The sequence below is a fragment of the Mesorhizobium sp. C277A genome (assembly GCF_040324395.1).
Lineage (GTDB): Bacteria > Pseudomonadota > Alphaproteobacteria > Rhizobiales > Rhizobiaceae > Mesorhizobium.
Window position 1 is genome coordinate 3,127,547 of record NZ_JAMYVW010000002.1, and the last position, 16,870, is coordinate 3,144,416.

Consider the following 16,870-nt stretch of genomic DNA (forward strand, 5'->3'; position numbering starts at 1 on the left):
TGCCCTGCGAACGCACGGCCGCCCGCAGCGCCATTCGCACCGATGGCCCCAGGAGACAAAAGGCTAGTCAGATCTCGTGCTTTGGCTGAGCTGCGCGTATGGCATCAAGCGCTAAGCGAACGGCGTCGACGCCAGAGACGCCGGGCGGGATCGGCCTGAAAATCAGGCGGCCGTTCCGGTAGTCCAGGCCCAACGCCTTGCTGTTCCGCCATTGGGACGCCGACGGCTTGTTCCGAGGGGTGATCGCGATGGCCTCGGGACCGACATCGACTTTGCCGACGCCCAATTCCGACGCTGCTATTCGCAACCTGGTAAATTCCAGCAAAAGGGCTACTTCGCCAGGCATGTCTCCAAAGCGGTCCTCGAGCTCTTCGCTGAATGTATCGAGGTCCGGCTCCGAACGGATGCGGGAGAGCCGCGCATAGAGGCCAACGCGCACCGTAGGCTCGTCGACATAGCTCTCGGGAAAAGCCCCCTTTCCCGAACCGTTGATCTCGGCAAGTTGCTTGCTGAAGTTGGCCCCTCCGCCAGCCGCCGAGACCGCCCGCTCCAGCAAGTGCTCGTACAAGCCCACTCCGATCAGCTTCATATGCCCGGCCTGGTCTTCGCCGAAAAGATCTCCGGCGCCACGCAGGTCGAGGTCTCTTTGACTGATTGCCAGGCCGGAGCCGAGCCGATCGAGCGCAAGCATCGTCGAAAGCCGGGCCCTGGTGCCGTCGGCCAGTTCAACGCCAGGCTGGGTCAGAAGAAACGCAACGGCCTGCACCGCCCCCCTTCCGACCCGGCCCCGCAACTGGTGCAACTGCGCCAGACCGAACCGGTCGGGGCGCCAAACGATGATGGTGTTGGCCCGCGGCACATCGAGGCCGCTCTCGATGATGTCGGTGCTCAACAAAATGTCGCCATCACCGTCGGCGAATCCGACCATGACTTCGTCCAGCTGTCTCCCCTTCATTTCACCATGCGCCGTCTTGACCCCGAGTTCCGGCACCAGTCTGTTCAGCTGGTCACAGGCCGGGGCAATATCCTCGATCCGCGGGACCACGAAGAAGCTCTGTCCACCCCGGTGAAATTCACGCAGGAGGGCCGCGCGCACCGATGCTGGATCGAACGCTGCCAAGATCGTGCGAACGGGACGTCGTTTGGCGGGCGGAGAGTTTAGAACGCTGACGTCCTGGATGCCCGACAACGCCGATTGCAGCGTCCGGGGTATCGGTGTGGCGCTCATGCTCAGCGTATGGAGGCGAGGCGTCATGGTCCGCAGGGCCCGCTTCAACTTGACCCCGAACCGGTGCTCCTCGTCGATCACCAGCAGTCCAAGATTGGCGAAGGTGACGCTCCTGGACGCCAGGGCCTGAGTACCCACAACGACCGCAACCTGGCCGCTCCGCAGACCCTCTTTTGCCGCTCTCGCCTCCGCTGCCCCGACCATCCTAGAAAGGTGGGCGACCTGCAGGCCGGTTCCTGCGAAGCGGCGGCTGAACGTCTCATAGTGCTGTCGTGCCAACACCGTTGTCGGCGCTATGATAGCAACCTGTTTCCCGCAGAAAGCCGCGGCGGCGCAAGCACGCAGGGCGACCTCTGTCTTGCCGAAGCCGACATCGCCGCAGACGAGCCGGTTCATTGTTCTTCCCGACGAAAGATCATCGAGCACAGCGCGGATGGCGGCCGCTTGGTCGGGCGTCTCCGTATAGGGAAATCTCGCCGCAAAACGGGCCAAGTCCGTGCGGGAGGGCTTTATGATCTCGGCAGGCTGGCTGGACCTGATTTTGGCAAGACTCAAGAGGCGTTTGGCCAGCCTGTCGATCTCGCGCAACGCAGCTTCGCGTCGCTTCGGCCAGCCCTCGCCTTTGAGGCGATCAAGCGACACTGCCTCCGGTTCCGAGCCGTAGCGCCATATTCGTCCAAAGTCGTCGACCGGAACCAGCAAGGAAGCCCCGCCATGATATTCCAGTCTGACGACATCCTGTTGCTGGCCAGCCAACTCGACCTGTTCGACCGCGGCGAGCACGCCCAGGCCATGGTCTTCATGGACGACGACATCGCCAATGCGCAACTCGGGTTCGAGTATGCCCGTGGTCGCGCTCCCGCTCGCCTTTAACGCGGGCCCAAACAGGTCGGATGCGGCCACCACGGCGATATTGGATTGCGCGTCGACAAACCCTTCGTCGAGGACGAATTCAGCCTTGAGAACAGAGCCCCTCGCGGCCGAAAGGATTTGCGGCAAGTCGGCCGCTTCCTCTGCCCGCCGGCCTAGTCTCCTATCGAGCAGGCGATCTGCTCGCTGCAGTTCAGAGGCATCGCCGGTGAACACTACTCTGACTCCGGCACTCGTCTGCCCTCTGATGAATTCCGCGAAATCATACCCGGGTCGGGCCTGGCGGAAGAATTTGGGAACTCCCACGGCAGAAACGGCTAGTCTCACGCAGCAGCGGTTAAGCAGAGCAGCGTCCCACTCTTCACGGGATAGGTAAAATCGTCCCGGCAAAGGTTTTTTCGTTCCGGCTGCCTCCTGCCTGGCACGACGTGCATCCTCGACCAGATCCAGAATTCTGCCGAGCGGCTGCCCGTCGGTCCCTTCAAGGAAGGAGATCGAAGCGCTGGATGCCGCATCGAAGACGGATGGCATAGCGCCATACGATGCGACCAGGCGCTCCTCCATCGACGTCGCGCGCACCGCTGTCAACTCAGGATGCTCACCAGCTTTAAAGATCAGCTCGGATGCCGGTCCGACCGTAATCGAGTCTCGAACCTGATCGCTGAGCTGACTGAGCGGGTCGTAGGTCTTGAGCTGCCGGATGCAGGCATCGGGATCAACGATGACGCGAACGGGGCCATCCGCGCCAGCAGGGAAAATATCGATGAGATCGCCCCGAAAGGCTATCTCACCCGGTTCGTCGACCCTCTCGTCGACGACATAGCCAATGGCTTCGGACCAGGTTCTAAAATCGTCACGGTCGAGCTTTTGTCCCACCTCCAGAATTGTGAAACCGCCAGCGATGACCGGAGCAGGCGGCACCCGCTGCAGAATGGCTTCGAGCGACATTACAGCGATGCGCGGGCGATCCGGCTTCGTTGCGATCTCACGCAACGCACGAAGCCTTCGCCCCATATTGGCGCGTGTGGGCCACACCCTGTCGTAGGGCAGGCAATCCCAGGACGGCAGCAAGATTATATCCGCGTCAGGCAGGAACTGACGCAAGGCGCCGGTGATCTCCTCGGCACTGCGTTCCGAGGGAGCTATATGGATGATGTGCTTGTCCCGACTGGTCTCCAGGCCACGGGCCAGCGCTACCGCGATTGCTGAGGATGGCGGTCCGCCGTGCTCTATCGCAAACCCGCTGTCATCCGTGTGATCGATTTGTTCGACATCCGTCCGCGAAATATGCCTGTTCACTGAAATCTCACCTTGCCACTGAGACAACGTCAGCGGAGCCACCCCGTTCCTGGCGGCGCATCAAAGAGTTCCAGGACGGGCTGCGGGTGCAGCCCTTGAAATGGGCGGAGCGACAGGGTCAAAGCTGCGCCGTGATCGGCGAACTCCTGGGGCTGGCTGCCCAGCGGGAAAATTTCTAACCGAGCCTATGTCATAGGTTAATGCATTGCTGCCTTGCTCACCTATGGCTGTCCTAAAAAACTGGTGCTTCGATCATTCCGGGATCTTCAACCACGCTCGACGCTGGCAAAACGCTCCAGGCATGGGACCATGCCGCACGGCGGCGCCTTCTGCCGCCGCGCATATGTCCCCATGCCAGTCGGAACTTTTGGCGCGGATAATAGTTCGATCACCAACATCAGCCAGGTAGTCAATTTGTTCCCCACCTCATCCTCGGATGTACTCATTCGCAAGCTTCAGACCATCTCGGATCTTCGAGAGGCCGACATCGGCGTTCTGAAAGGCATTCCGATCCAGGAGAAGGAATATTTGGCCAACCACGATCTGGTGCGTGAGGGCGACCGTCCTGTTTACTCGTTTGTCGTTCTTGATGGCTTGGTCGGTTCGACCAAACATACGGGCGAAGGAAAGCGACAAATCACATCATTCTTCGTCGCCGGCGACATTCCTGATCTGCATGGGCTGCATCTGTCGGTCATGGATTGTAACTTCTCGACCCTTACGCCGGCGCGAATAGGTTTCATGCGGCATGACACCCTGCGTGCCGTTTGCGACCAGCACCCTCGCATCGCCACCGCTTTTTGGCGGTCGACGTTGATAGATGCCGCGATTTACAGGGAGTGGGTCATCAATGTGGGAAGACGCGAGGCATACACCCGCATGGCTCACATCCTGTGCGAACTGATTTTTCGCTTGCGCTCCATGGGGCGCATTGAGGATCACGTGGCGGATATCCCCATTACACAGGCGGCCCTTGGCGATGCACTGGGTTTGTCCACGGTCCACGTCAACCGGATGCTCCAGGAACTACGACGCAGAGGCCTCATTGCCACCTCGGGATCAAAAGTTCACGCACTGGACTGGGCTGGCCTCACTCACGCAGGAGATTTCGACACGACCTACCTGCACCAAAGGAACCCCGCAGATTAGCAGTGACGGAAGCTCTCCGATGGCACGATTTTTCTTCGACAGCGGCGATGGCGATCTCGTCTTCGAGGACGAAATAGGTGTCGAATGCGCTGGCCTCGAGGAGGTCCGCCGCGCGGGATTCGAGGGCCTTGTCGACCTCACGAGAGAGTCACTGAAGAGCGTCGACGGGCAGCAATTGTTTATCGAAGTGCGCGATGAAAATGGCGCCAAGATTTTGCGGCTGAGCCTCTCGCTTCGGGTAAAATCGAACGTATAAATTTGCACTCTACGCGCAGCGTTAGGCGAGCGGACTGGGACTGCAAACATCCACTGGCATGTCGTGTCTCAAAACCAAGGCCACTTTTGAGCGACATGCATTAACCCATAGATTGTGCCTCGATTCGCCTCGATTTGTGTACAGGACGGGGAACCATCAAAGAGCCGCCGAGTTCGTCCAACGGACAAGCTCGGAATCTAACATGGAAGAAATCGGCAAGGCACAACAAAAGGTCATAGCCCGCCTCATACGGGAGTGGATTTCATCGGACGCCAATCGTCGCCAGCTTCGCCAGTTGCTGGATCTGCCGACAGATGCGGACATGCCCAGCGAGCATCGGTCATTGCTTGACGAACTCGACCGAAAGCTCAACCAATGAGCGCCCCTGCTTTCGGGAGGGCTTCCGAGTGGATGCGAGCCGGTGGCGAGGGAAAGGAGCTGAGGTCGACATCTGGTTGAGGCCGCCGACATTTGACCGAAGCAGACGCGAATGCTTTACGCCGGACGGCGCCGATTGGCCGAAGAAAGAATGTTCGGTGGTTTCGTGGAGCCGCGGTCGGATTCCTAGAGGTGAGTTTCTGCACCTTGCTGCGCGTTTAAAAGTTGAGAAACGGCAGTTATGATCTGCGGCAGAAAAAAGGGCTTGGTGATCATTGTGCTGTTGGGCACGCCTTCCGCTCCCCAGTGTACCGCGCTGTCGCCACTGATATAGACAACCGGGATGGTCGAGTTGGACCTTCGCAAGTGCCGAGCGACCTCCCACCCCGACTGTCCTGCTCCCAGACGGATGTCCGTGAGCACGGCCTTGAACTTGGTCGGATCGGGGTCGAAAGCCGCCAGCGCCTCGGCGGCACTCCGAGTGCCGACGACCTGGAAGCCGGCCTCCTCCAAAGCTGACTCGAGGTCGAGCAGGATCATTGTCTCATCTTCGACGATCAGAACAGCACCTTCGCTCATCCGGAATCTCCCCAAGCCGCCACCGCTAATACGAGTTCGGCGTCAACTTGGTTCCATCTGACGCGCAGCAGCCTGTTGGTTATCGAAGCTCTACGCTGCCTCGATTGCGCGGCGGACTTGTGACGTCGGGAAGCCACCCTGGAAAAGGCCGACACCGGCTTAGCTGCTTCGACAGCCTTGGACAATGAGGCTGAATTACAGGTTGTAGCCGACGCTTAACCGTTGCCGACGAGGTCGCTTTGATCAAGCGTTCTCCTGATCTCCAGAAGCTTGCTGGATCTGCGTCATGACCTTTTGGGGATCCACATTCTCGGCGAGTTCCGGCAGCTCTTTGTCGGCCGGGGTCGAGATATTCAGACGCGCCGTCAAGGCAGCCACCATCTCGATCAGCCGCGTGGTTTCATGTTCGTTTAGAAGGCTGATCTGCAAATCCAGTTCGGCTCGGCGCTCGCTGTGGGCGGCCATTCTGTTCTGATTGATCAGCACGAAAGTAGACAGGAAGATTGCCTCAACCGAGGCGACCATGGCCAGGATCACGAAAGTCGGGTCCCAGGCTGGGACGGCTGGTATCGCGCCAAGGTTCGCGAGGACCCAGACGACAAGAATTGCAAGGTGCAGATAGACGAAAGTCATGCTTCCCGCGAAGCGCGAAACAGCGCCGGCGACCCACGCTTGAACGCCTTGGTGCTCCTCTTGCTGTCGCCTGTGCTCGACCAGGGCCTGTATGTTCTGGTGGAGCACCGACTGCATGTCGGCTGGACGTTGGTCGCTCATTTGAAAGCCCCGTTTGGAGATCATTCCGTGCAAGCGGCGTCGCTTATCGCCGGTGGCTCCCCCGAGGCCGGATCTGCCTTGAACTCGTCGGCACACGACTTGGGTCGCTGCCGACGGCCCGCTTGGAACAAAGCGTGCCGTCCTGCAATAGTGTGCACCATGCCCACCACTGCCTGCGGGGCGCTCTGATGAACCATATGGCCGGCGCCCGGAACCACCTCGAGGAGAGACCCACCGACTTCCGCGTGCAAGCGTCGTGCATCGCGTTGCGCGTCGAACAAACGATCCCCGGATCCCGCCATGATGCCGGTGGGCACGGCAATGTCCCTATAGTTGGCTTTTCCCAACAGGGACGCGGCCAGCATCGATGCTGTCTCCAGAGAAACCGCCCGCAGTTGGGAAGGGCGGCTGGCGACATCTTTGGCAAGTGCGGCGAACTCGCCGGCGACGACGGCGGGTTTAAAGATCTTCTCCATTGCCCAATGCCAAGCAAGCCTTACAAGCGGCGGCAGCAAGGTGTGACGAAACGCGGTGCCGATCACAGGCAGTGCAGGGAGTGCGGCCAGTGCAAGATCCAGCCGCGGCGGCGGATAGTAATAGCCCGAGACCAGCACGATGCCGGCGACCGATTGAGAATGCCTGCGCGCCAATTCGAGGGCGATCCAAGCTCCCCAGGAATGTCCAAGCACGAGGTATTTCTCTATACCCAGCCCGCAGGCGGCGGCATGTATAAGGTCGGCTTGGTCGCGAGCGGACCAACGCCGGCCGCGCGGCCGTGAGCTTCGCCCAAAACCGGGACGATCAAATGCAAGCACCCGATAGGTCTTTGCCGCCTCATCGAAGATGCCGCTCGACTTGAAATCCTCCGCCATGGATCCATTGCCATGCAGGAGAAGCAGCGGCATGCCGGTTCCGGCTTCGATAAAATGCAGGCGCACACCATCGATCTCCATCACACGTCCGCATGCCCGGCCGGCAATCGCACGTTTGGCGCGGATGGCATTGTATGCCGCCAGCGCCGCCAACGAGGCCGCGAGCAACCCGGTCGCGAGTTTCGGTCCATCTCTGTCGAACGCCATGCCCGTGCCTGTTGGAAACCATCTGCCGACCCCAACTCTCGGGGCGAAAGCTTGTTCCGCCAGACAAGACAACGCTGTACAACCGGCTCAAGCGGCTAAAGTAGGCCTTCTCCATGGAGTTGGGACCGTTAAGCCTGGGCAGCGCTGCTGCCTCCCATTTTCCAATCACCCTGCCAACGTGCGCGCACGGCAATGATCAGCATGGCCGCTTCCGTCATCCCGGTCTGGAAAAGTCTGACCAGCTCTCTCGCGATGGATTCTGCCGCGGTAGTGTCCGACGAAATCTCAAATTCCTCACACAGCGCGTCGAAAACCGACCGAAGCGTTTTCAGGTCGTCTGGATAGAGAGCGTCCGTATTCGTAAGAATGGGTCGGTCAAGCATCAAAACGTCTCCAAACGAGTGAAGTGCGGTTCGGGCACCCAGCCAGCGGGAGCTCGTCAAGTGCCCGCTGGTTTCCCCTTTATCCGCCACAGCGCGCCAACCTGTCATTAACCTATGACCGGTGCGGCGTGTTCGGCTGACCGGCCCGCCAAAGAAACTGCCGTCCTGCGGGGAACTCTTGGCCCCAGACTGCATTTAAGTCCGGGCAAAACGGGGGCGAAATGGGGGCCACTTCAAGCAATCCGCGATCTGAACTACAGCGCTTCGAGCTTTTGGCAGCGCTGGGCGACCGTATTCGCGAGATTACGGATCCCGTAGAACTGGCCTACGCAGCCGCGGAACTGCTGGGGAACCATTTTGGCATCAGCCGAGCCGGATACGGCACGATCGATCTAGAGAAAGAAACGATCACCATTGACAGGGACTGGAACGCGCCAGGCATCAAAAGCCTGGCTGGGACGCTGAATTTCAGGAACTACGGCTCGTATATCGAGGATTTGAAACGAGGCGAAACCGTTGTCTTTGAAAACGCCGAGACAGATCCGCGAACCAGCAGCCATGCGGAGGCACTCAAAGCCATCAGCGCCCAATCCGTCATCAACATGCCCGTTACCGAGCATGGCGGGCTGGTGGCGCTGTTATACCTGAACCACTCCGCGCCCAGACGCTGGGCGACGGAGGAAGTAGCCCTCATTTCGGCAGTCGCGGACCGGACGCGTACGGCGATAGAACGCCTTCGCGCCGAACTGGCCCTCCGTGAGAACGCCGAACGCCTTGCTTTTCTCGACCGCCTCGGCAGGGAGATAGCCCTCGCGGCCGACGCCGATGCTGTCATGCAGATCACCACTCGGCTCCTCGGCGAACATCTTGGCGTCTCGATCTGTGCCTATGCCGACATGGAGCAGGACCAAGACCATTTCACCATCCGCGGCGATTGGAGCGCACCTGGCTCGCCCAGCATCAGGGGATATTACAGTCTTGCCGATTTCGGTCGCCTGGCTGTCACCAACCTCAGCGCCAACAAGCCGCTTATCATCAACAACAACCTTGAGGAAATTGCTCCCGAGGAAGCGAAGACCTTTCAGGATATCGGGATAACGGCAACCATCTGTATGCCTTTGGTCAAACAAGGCCGACTGACTGCCCTGATGGCCATCCACGACAAGCAGCGCCGCGTCTGGTCGCAACGCGAACTGTCCTTGCTGACCGAGGTGACGGAGCGGTCCTGGGCTCACATCGAGCGCGTTCGCTCGGAACAGGCGGCACGGGCCAGCGAGGAGAGGCTGAGGCTTGCCACCGACGCGGCCGCTATTGGCACCTGGGATTACGATCCCATCAGCGGAGTGCTGCGTTGGGACGACCGGTGCAAAGCCCTTTTTGGTTTGCCGCCGGACGCGGAGGTGACATATGAAAGCGCCTTCCTGGCGGGCCTCCACCCGGAAGATCGCGCACGGGCCGACGAGGCCGTACGCCAGTCGCTCGCGCCGGGCACCCCCTCCCGCTACGACATCGAATACCGGACGATCGGCCTTCGGGATGGCAAGGAGCGCTGGATTGCCGCAACCGGGGAAGCGCTTTTCCAGTCCGGCCGTGCGATCCGCTTCATCGGCACCGTGGTTGATGTCACCGCGCGAAAGCGGGTGGAGCATCAGCTTCAGTTGATGAACGCCACTGCGGCAGCCGTGGCGGCCGAGCTTGACGTGGAGCGAATTGTCCAGACGGTAACCGATGCCGGCGTCGTGCTGTCGGGCGCACAATTTGGAGCTTTCTTCTACAATGTGATCGACGACAAGGGCGACAGCTATGTGCTCTACGCCCTTTCGGGGGCACCTCGTTCTGCTTTCGAAAACTTTCCCATGCCGCGCAACACCGCGGTGTTCGAGCCCACTTTCCGCGGCACAAGCGTGGTGCGTTCCGACGATATCCTCACCGATCCGCGTTACGGAAAGAACTGGCCCCGCAAGGGAATGCCGGAGGGCCATCTGCCGGTGCGTTCCTATCTCGCCGTGCCGGTCGTCTCGCGTTCGGGCGAGGTCCTGGGCGGCCTCTTCCTTGGTCATTCAGAGACCGGCGTGTTCGCCGAACAGCAAGAAGCGGCCTTGCTGGGGCTTGCCGGCCATGCCGCGACGGCCATCGACAACTCCCGGCTGTTCAAGGCGCTGCAGACACTCAACGGCACGCTCGAACAACGTGTCAAAGATGAAGTTGCGGAACGCGCCAGAGCAGAAGAGCACCTGCGCCAAGCCCAGAAGATGGAAGCTGTCGGACAGCTCACCGGTGGCATCGCGCACGACTTCAACAATATGCTGGCCGTCATCATCGGCGGCCTGAACCTTGTGCAGCGCAAGCTCAGAAACGGCGATACCAACGTCCACCAATTCGTAACCGGCGCGATCGATGGAGCACAACGTGCCGCAGAACTTACCAGGCGACTGCTCGCCTTTTCCCGCCAGCAACCACTGGCGCCGAGGCGGCTGAATCCAAATCGCCTCGTCTCCGGTATGAGCGAATTGCTGAACCGGACGCTTGGCGAGACCATTCAGATCGAGACCGTGCTCGCTGCGGGCCTATGGCATGTCGAGGCCGACGCAGGGCAATTGGAAAGCGCGCTGCTCAACCTTTGCGTCAACGCAAGGGATGCCATGCCTGCTGGCGGCAAGCTGACGATCGAGACATCAAACGCCCACGTCGACGATCGCTATGCCAGGGAGAACGCGATCCCCTCCGGCCAGTATGTGATGATAGCGGTCACCGATACAGGAACGGGCATGACTGCTGATGTTGTCGCAAGAGCCTTCGATCCGTTCTTCACCACCAAGGGGGTCGGCAAAGGCACCGGGCTGGGACTCAGCCAAGTCTATGGGTTTGTTCGCCAGTCCGGCGGCAGTGTGAAGATCTATTCCGAGCAGGGCATTGGAACCACCTTGAAAATATATTTGCCGCGCTCGCACCATGGCGTGCTCGACAGCCAAATCGACGTCGTGGCAGGCGAGCACCCCGGCTGTGCAGACGAGATCATCATGGTTGTCGAGGATGAAGATCGCGTCCGGCTGATGGCCGCGGAAGCGCTGCGGGAACTGGGCTACTCTGTGCTGGAAATGCAAGGTCCACGCGAAGCGCTGGTGGCCGTCGAAAGCGGGCAAGTGCCGTCGCTTCTGTTCACCGACGTGGTGATGCCGGAGATGTCGGGCCGGGAGCTGGTGGATCAGGTCAAGACAATGCACCCGTCGCTAAAAGTGCTCTACACCACCGGCTACACACGAAATGCGATTGTCCACAACGGCACGCTCGATTTCGGAACCGAACTTTTGACCAAGCCCTACACGATCGACGAATTGGCAGAGAAAGTCCGGAAGGTGCTGGATCGAAAGTGAACGGGCAACAGCCCGCGACGCTCGCCCCGTGACCGAACACGCCGTTTGCCGCGTGGGTGTGCAGCGAAAAGGGCCGGACACCGACATCATATTGACATGGCCCGGCTTCACTTTTCCGAGCCAGTATCCCTCCAGATTTTGTCGACCTCTTGCCCATCCGCGGCCTTGCTCATTGCCGTGATGGCGCAGCACGATCGAAATCTCGTTGCCGCCGGTCGCCAGTCGGAGAATCCCAGCGAGAAATAAATGCCGCCTCTGGCTCCCTGCGATGCTCAACACTGAAGCTGCCGTAAAAATGCTCGCTGGCCGATGGCCGGATGGAACAATCATCTTGCGGGGATGTTCGGATGATCTAACCGGAGAGATGTCCATGTTCATGCACAACAAGCGCCTGCAGTACACCGTTCGCGTCTCGGAGCCGAATCCTCGCCTGGCCTGCATGATCATGGAACAGTTCGGCGGCGCCGATGGCGAGCTTGCAGCGGCCATGCGCTATTTCACGCAAGGGCTTGGCGAGGACGATCTTGGCCGTCGCGACATGTTGCTCGATATTGCGACCGAAGAACTCAGCCATCTCGAAGTGGTGGGATCAATCGTCACCATGCTCAACAAGGGGCTCAAGGCACAGCTGGCCGAGGGCCAAATGAAGGAAGCCGACCTTTACCTAATGATCGGCGCCAGCGGCACAACAGCCAAGGAATCAATTCTGTTCGGCGGCGCTCCCGCGCTGTGCGACTCAGCCGGCGTTCCCTGGACCGCGGCCTATGTCGACTCGCGCGGTGAACCTACGGTGGATTTGCGGTCGAATATCGCCGCCGAAGCCCGCGCCAAGATCGTTTACGAACGCCTTATCAACATCACCGACGACCCGGGAATCAAGGACGCGCTCGGCTTCCTGATGACGCGCGAGATCGCGCACCAGAAGTCGTTTGAGAAAGCACTTTACGCGATCGAAAACAATTTCCCTTCCGGCAAGCTCCCAGGCGTAGAGAAGTACGCCAGCATGTACGTCAACACCTCTCAAGGCGACGGCGATGTCGCTGGCCCATGGAATTCCGGCGAAGAGTGGGATCGGATCGATGACCTTGAAGAGGTGATGCCCGTCGACGGTGGAGACGGCCTTGCAACTGTCAAGCTGGGGGCCAAAGACATGAAGGTGGTGGCCAGGATGGCCGACCGTACGCTTTCCGATCCGGCTTCCGATCCGACAACAGGCGCTGATCTAGGGGCTGGCCCGGGAGCTGGCCGTACCAAGAACGCCGATTTTGGCGGCGCGGCAAGCATTCAGGAGGCCCCGGCCGTGGCAGAGGCTGCTGTCAAACGCGCACGTAGGCGTTAGCACAGAGCCGACATCATTGCGGGCATCTATGTTCCGCGATGCGGCCGGAAGCTAACACCGACGAAGGCAGGGCATCCGACCAGCAACGGACTGGCCGGAGCGCTCGCATCGACATCTGTGCTGAATGTGGGTGAAGCAACCATGGCCACCGCCGCACCACGATCAGATTCGGAGCGTGCGGGCCAGCCGGATAAGGTCCGTCCCGACGGTTGCGAGAACCGGTGCATCGTGACAATCGGAGCATCGGCCGGCGGCGTCGACGCGCTGAAGAGACTTGTCCGCGATCTTTCGCCGGACATCCCGGCGGCTCTCCTCGTCGTACAGCACGTTGGTCCCACGAGTTACCTCGGCGACATTCTCGGTCGCGCTGCCAACATGCCCGTTGCAAATGCCTCCAACGGCATGAAGGTTAAAAACGGGCACATCTTCGTTGCACCGCCCGGAGCTCACCTTCTGTTACATGACGATCATATGCTGCTGCGGCGCGGGCCGCGCGAGAACCTGGCGCGCCCCGCCATCGACCCCCTGTTTCGATCGGCGGCCTGCAGCTTTGGCGGCAGCGTGATCGGCGTCGTGCTCACAGGCAGCCTCTCCGACGGCACCGCCGGCCTGCACGCAATCAAGATGTGCGGAGGCGTCAGCGTAGTCCAGGACCCCGGCGACGCTGCGGTACCCGACATGCCGCTGAGCGCCTTGCAGAATGTGGAAATCGACCATTGCGTCCCTCTGTCCGAAATGGCTGGCCTGTTGCACAGGCTTGCTTCCGAAATCGCAGGACCGACACCAGAAATCCCGTCCGGCATCCGCCTTGAGGCAGCGATTGCAGCTCAGGAGCACAGCACAATGGAACTGACCGAAGGCCAGCTTGGCGCCCCCTCGACATTTGTCTGCCCCGAATGTCATGGCCCCCTATGGGAGATAGAAGACGGGCCGATTACCCGTTACCGCTGCCACACCGGACATGCGTTCGGAGCGGACGTTTTAATGCAGGCCCAGGCTGACGATGCGGAACAGGCTCTTTGGAGCCTTTTAAGAGCGCACCAGCAGCGGGCTGAGTTGGCGAAACGTACGGCAAAACGCGAAGCCGCGCGGGAAAGACACAGCCTGGCCAGCCAAATGGCTGCGCGGGCCGCGGAGTACGAAGCCGACGCGAAACTTATTGAAGAGATCATCCATCGTCGAACGCCGTGACAAGGCAACAGCGTTTGTCAGGGCGGGTGCGTCTGCGTCCTTCCGATCGCATTTTCCTGGATCAGCCGCGTTGCCTCACCGCTTGGCCTGTGGCCACGGGTATCCAGGTCCCATGCTTTGATTGAACACCTGCACCCAAATCCAACTGCACGAATTTTATGCAAAGCAGGAACATAGAAGCATTACGCGAGTTAGGCACTGACCCATTGGACGTATCCTCGCATTCTGCGGTCTGCCTGGGTGGTCCTTGTTTTGTAAACGAATGCCAGGACAATGTATCGCTCGCAGCTTTTCGTACCTCTTTTTGGCCTGCTGTTGCTGATGGGTGGCCTGTTCCACGGGCACGAGGCCATGGCGCAGGAACCCTGTCCGGCCGATCACGATAAGCTGCTTGCAGCCCTCAAAGCCAACGTGAAGGCAAGCGGCGGACCAGCCAATGGCGGCTTTGAAACCAACGAATGGGCAGCCATCGTTGCCCGTGACGGCACTGTCTGCGCGATTGCGTTCAGCGGCCCCACCCCCGACTCGCAATGGCCGGGAAGTCGGCTCATAGCAGCGGAGAAAGCCAACACGGCCAACGGTCTCAGCCTGGCTCAGATGGCCCTCTCGACGGCCAATCTCTATGCGGGGGTGCAGCCCGGCGGACCGCTATTTGGCCTGCAGGAGACCAATCCCGTCAACCAGGCCGCGGCCTATACGGGCGATCCCAAAACGTTCGGAAGCGCCGGCGACCCGCTCGTCGGCAAGCCGATCGGAGGCGTCGTGGTGTTTGGCGGCGGACTTGCCCTCTACGACGGCAAGAGCATTGTCGGCGGCCTCGGCGTTTCAGGCGATTCCTCATGCGCCGATCACAATGTCGCTTGGCGTATCCGCGCGGCGCTCGGCTTCGACAAGGTCCCGGCAGGCGTCAATCCAAATCGCAAGGATGCCATTGTCTACGATCTGGACCCCGGCGGCAAAAGCGCTTCGGGCTGGGGCCATCCGCTTTGTGCCGGAACGGAGGCCGACATCGCGGCCGAACTCGGCGCCGGCGTGGGAGGCTCGATCAATAAATGAAAGCTATGCCCCAGTTGGCATTGACGCGCGTTGACGTAGAACGCCATACCCGCAAATTGGCTGCCGGGAATTCCTTTGGCGCTATCCTTCTGGTGACGCTGCTCGCCTGCCTGCCGCTTTTGGGCGCTGCGTCCGAGCCACCTAAAACACCAGCGATCGTACCGCCAGCCGCAGCCTCGCCACCCGATGACGGCCAATGGACGATGCCGGCCAAGAACTACGCGTCGACGCGCTTCAGCGAACTCTCCGAGATCAACGAAGGCAACGTCAAGAACCTGCAGGTCGCGTTCACGTTCTCGACAGGCGTGAACAAGGGCCAGGAAGCAGCGCCGCTGGTCGTCGGCAACACCATGTATATCGTGACGCCCTTTCCCAACTTCGTCTATGCGCTCGATCTCTCCAAGCCCGGCGCCCCGATGAAGTGGAAGTACGAACCCAATCCCGAGCCGGCGGCACAGGGGGTGGCCTGCTGCGACGTCGTCAACCGAGGGGTGGCATTCGCCGACGGGCGCATCTTTTTCAATACGCTGGACGGCCACACGATTGCCCTTGATGCGAACACGGGCAAGCCGATCTGGAACACTCATGTCGGCAACATCAACATCGGCGAGACCATCACCATGGCGCCGCTTGTGGTGAAGGGCAAAGTGCTGGTCGGCAATTCCGGCGGCGAGATGGGCGTTCGCGGCTGGGTAAAGGCGCTCGACGCCGGCGACGGTCATGTCGTCTGGATCGCCTATAGCACCGGGCCGGACAAGGACGTGCTGATCGGATCGGACTTCAAGCCGCACTACGACATGGACAAAGGCAAGGATCTTGGCGTCACGACGTGGCCGCCGGAAGCCTGGAAGATCGGCGGCGGCAACATGTGGGGCTGGATTTCCTATGATCCCGATCTGAACCTGATCTTCCACGGCACCGGCAATCCCGGACCATGGAATCCGGATTTGCGGCCGGGCGACAACAAGTGGACGTCTGGCATTTTCGCGCGCGATCCCGACACCGGCGCGGCGAAATGGTTCTATCAGTGGAGCCCGCACGACCTCCACGATTATGACGGCATCAACGAGCAGATCCTGCTCGACATGACCTGGCAGGGCAAGCCGCGCAAGGTGCTGATCCGGCCGGAGCGCAACGGCTATCTCTACATCCTCGACCGGACAACCGGCGAGGTGCTGTCGGCAAAACCGTTTGGTCCGGTCAACTCCAGCAAAGGTGTGGATCTGAAAACCGGTCGGCTGATCGTAAACCCGGACAAGAAGACCGGCACCGGCAAGGTCGTTCGCGATATCTGTCCGACGGCGTCGGGCCTCAAGGACTGGCAGCCTTCCGCGTTCTCGCCGAAGACCGGCCTGCTCTACATCCCGCACAACAATCTGTGCATGGATGAAGAAGGCGTCGAGGTGAACTACATCGCCGGCACGCCCTATGTGGGCATGAACGTCCGCATGATACCAGGGCCTGGCGGTAATCGCGGCGCCTTCACCGCCTGGGACATCGCCGCGGAGAAACCCGCCTGGAGCCTCAAGGAGAATTTCCCGGTGTGGAGCGGCGCGGTAGTGACCGCCGGCGACGTTGTGTTCTATGGCACGATGGAAGGCTGGTTCAAGGCGGTTAGCGCCAAGACCGGAGACCTGCTTTGGCAGTTCAAGACCTCGTCCGGGATCATCGGCCAGCCCATCACCTATCGCGGTCCCGACGGGCACCAATATGTCGCCATCCTCTCAGGCGTCGGCGGCTGGGCCGGCGCCATTGTATCGGGCGATCTTGACCCGCGTGACGCCACCGCCGCGCTCGGTTTCGTCAATGCCATGAAGGATCTGAAGAACGCGACAACCTCGGGAGGCACGCTTTATGTGTTCCGGCTGCCTTGATGGATTGTACTTGACCGTAGGTCCGGCGCGAAAGGCGTGTC

The 16,870-nt window shown here is 60.6% G+C and carries 13 protein-coding genes; 8 read left to right on the forward strand and 5 right to left on the reverse strand.

Annotation, left to right across the window (positions count from 1 at the left end):
* Window positions 1-67: 67 nt before the first annotated feature.
* Complete coding sequence (locus tag NKK52_RS15520) at window positions 68-3,397, reverse strand: DEAD/DEAH box helicase (RefSeq protein WP_023681132.1); 3,330 nt, start codon at window positions 3,395-3,397, stop codon at window positions 68-70.
* A 213-nt stretch (window positions 3,398-3,610) separates the two neighbouring features.
* Between NKK52_RS15520 and NKK52_RS15525 the strand changes: the two genes are divergently transcribed.
* The 3 genes from NKK52_RS15525 (at window position 3,611) to NKK52_RS15535 (ending at window position 5,181) form a co-directional block, all read left to right on the forward strand.
* Window positions 3,611-4,546, forward strand: a complete 936-nt coding sequence (locus NKK52_RS15525; protein WP_245260109.1) for a Crp/Fnr family transcriptional regulator — start codon at window positions 3,611-3,613, stop codon at window positions 4,544-4,546.
* 19 nt (window positions 4,547-4,565) lie between these two features.
* The gene (locus NKK52_RS15530) at window positions 4,566-4,802 is read left to right on the forward strand and encodes a DUF6894 family protein (RefSeq protein WP_023681130.1); all 237 of its coding nucleotides are present in this window, start codon (window positions 4,566-4,568) and stop codon (window positions 4,800-4,802) included.
* A 202-nt stretch (window positions 4,803-5,004) separates the two neighbouring features.
* Entirely contained in the window at window positions 5,005-5,181 is a 177-nt protein-coding gene (locus NKK52_RS15535; RefSeq protein ID WP_023687819.1) for a hypothetical protein, read from the forward strand.
* A gap of 185 nt (window positions 5,182-5,366) precedes the next feature.
* On the opposite strand, the gene NKK52_RS15540 is transcribed toward NKK52_RS15535, so the two are convergent.
* From NKK52_RS15540 to NKK52_RS15555, 4 genes are all read right to left on the reverse strand, one after another.
* Window positions 5,367-5,759 carry a response regulator gene (locus NKK52_RS15540; protein ID WP_023681129.1) on the reverse strand — a complete coding sequence of 131 codons (393 nt, stop codon included), beginning with the start codon at window positions 5,757-5,759 and terminating at the stop codon, window positions 5,367-5,369.
* A 243-nt stretch (window positions 5,760-6,002) separates the two neighbouring features.
* On the reverse strand, window positions 6,003-6,533 hold the full coding sequence (locus tag NKK52_RS15545; RefSeq protein ID WP_023681128.1) for a DUF1003 domain-containing protein: 531 nt from the start codon (window positions 6,531-6,533) through the stop codon (window positions 6,003-6,005).
* 20 nt (window positions 6,534-6,553) lie between these two features.
* Window positions 6,554-7,612 carry an alpha/beta fold hydrolase gene (locus tag NKK52_RS15550; RefSeq protein ID WP_023681127.1) on the reverse strand — a complete coding sequence of 353 codons (1,059 nt, stop codon included), beginning with the start codon at window positions 7,610-7,612 and terminating at the stop codon, window positions 6,554-6,556.
* Window positions 7,613-7,740: 128 nt separating this feature from the next.
* Window positions 7,741-7,995 (reverse strand): hypothetical protein, encoded by a 255-nt coding sequence (locus NKK52_RS15555; RefSeq protein WP_023681126.1) that lies wholly within the window; start codon window positions 7,993-7,995, stop codon window positions 7,741-7,743.
* 221 nt (window positions 7,996-8,216) lie between these two features.
* Between NKK52_RS15555 and NKK52_RS15560 the strand changes: the two genes are divergently transcribed.
* The 5 genes from NKK52_RS15560 (at window position 8,217) to NKK52_RS15580 (ending at window position 16,829) form a co-directional block, all read left to right on the forward strand.
* On the forward strand, window positions 8,217-11,369 hold the full coding sequence (locus tag NKK52_RS15560; protein WP_023681125.1) for a GAF domain-containing protein: 3,153 nt from the start codon (window positions 8,217-8,219) through the stop codon (window positions 11,367-11,369).
* 370 nt (window positions 11,370-11,739) lie between these two features.
* Window positions 11,740-12,708, forward strand: a complete 969-nt coding sequence (locus NKK52_RS15565; RefSeq protein WP_023681124.1) for a manganese catalase family protein — start codon at window positions 11,740-11,742, stop codon at window positions 12,706-12,708.
* Window positions 12,709-12,849: 141 nt separating this feature from the next.
* Window positions 12,850-13,899, forward strand: coding sequence for a chemotaxis protein CheB (locus tag NKK52_RS15570; protein ID WP_023681123.1), 1,050 nt, complete (start codon window positions 12,850-12,852; stop codon window positions 13,897-13,899).
* Window positions 13,900-14,172: 273 nt separating this feature from the next.
* Complete coding sequence (locus NKK52_RS15575; RefSeq protein WP_023712209.1) at window positions 14,173-14,955, forward strand: heme-binding protein; 783 nt, start codon at window positions 14,173-14,175, stop codon at window positions 14,953-14,955.
* A complete protein-coding gene (locus NKK52_RS15580; protein ID WP_023681121.1) occupies window positions 14,952-16,829 on the forward strand; it encodes a methanol/ethanol family PQQ-dependent dehydrogenase in 1,878 nt (625 codons plus the stop codon). Before NKK52_RS15575 ends, NKK52_RS15580 begins: the two co-directional genes overlap by 4 nt.
* Window positions 16,830-16,870: the final 41 nt, after the last annotated feature.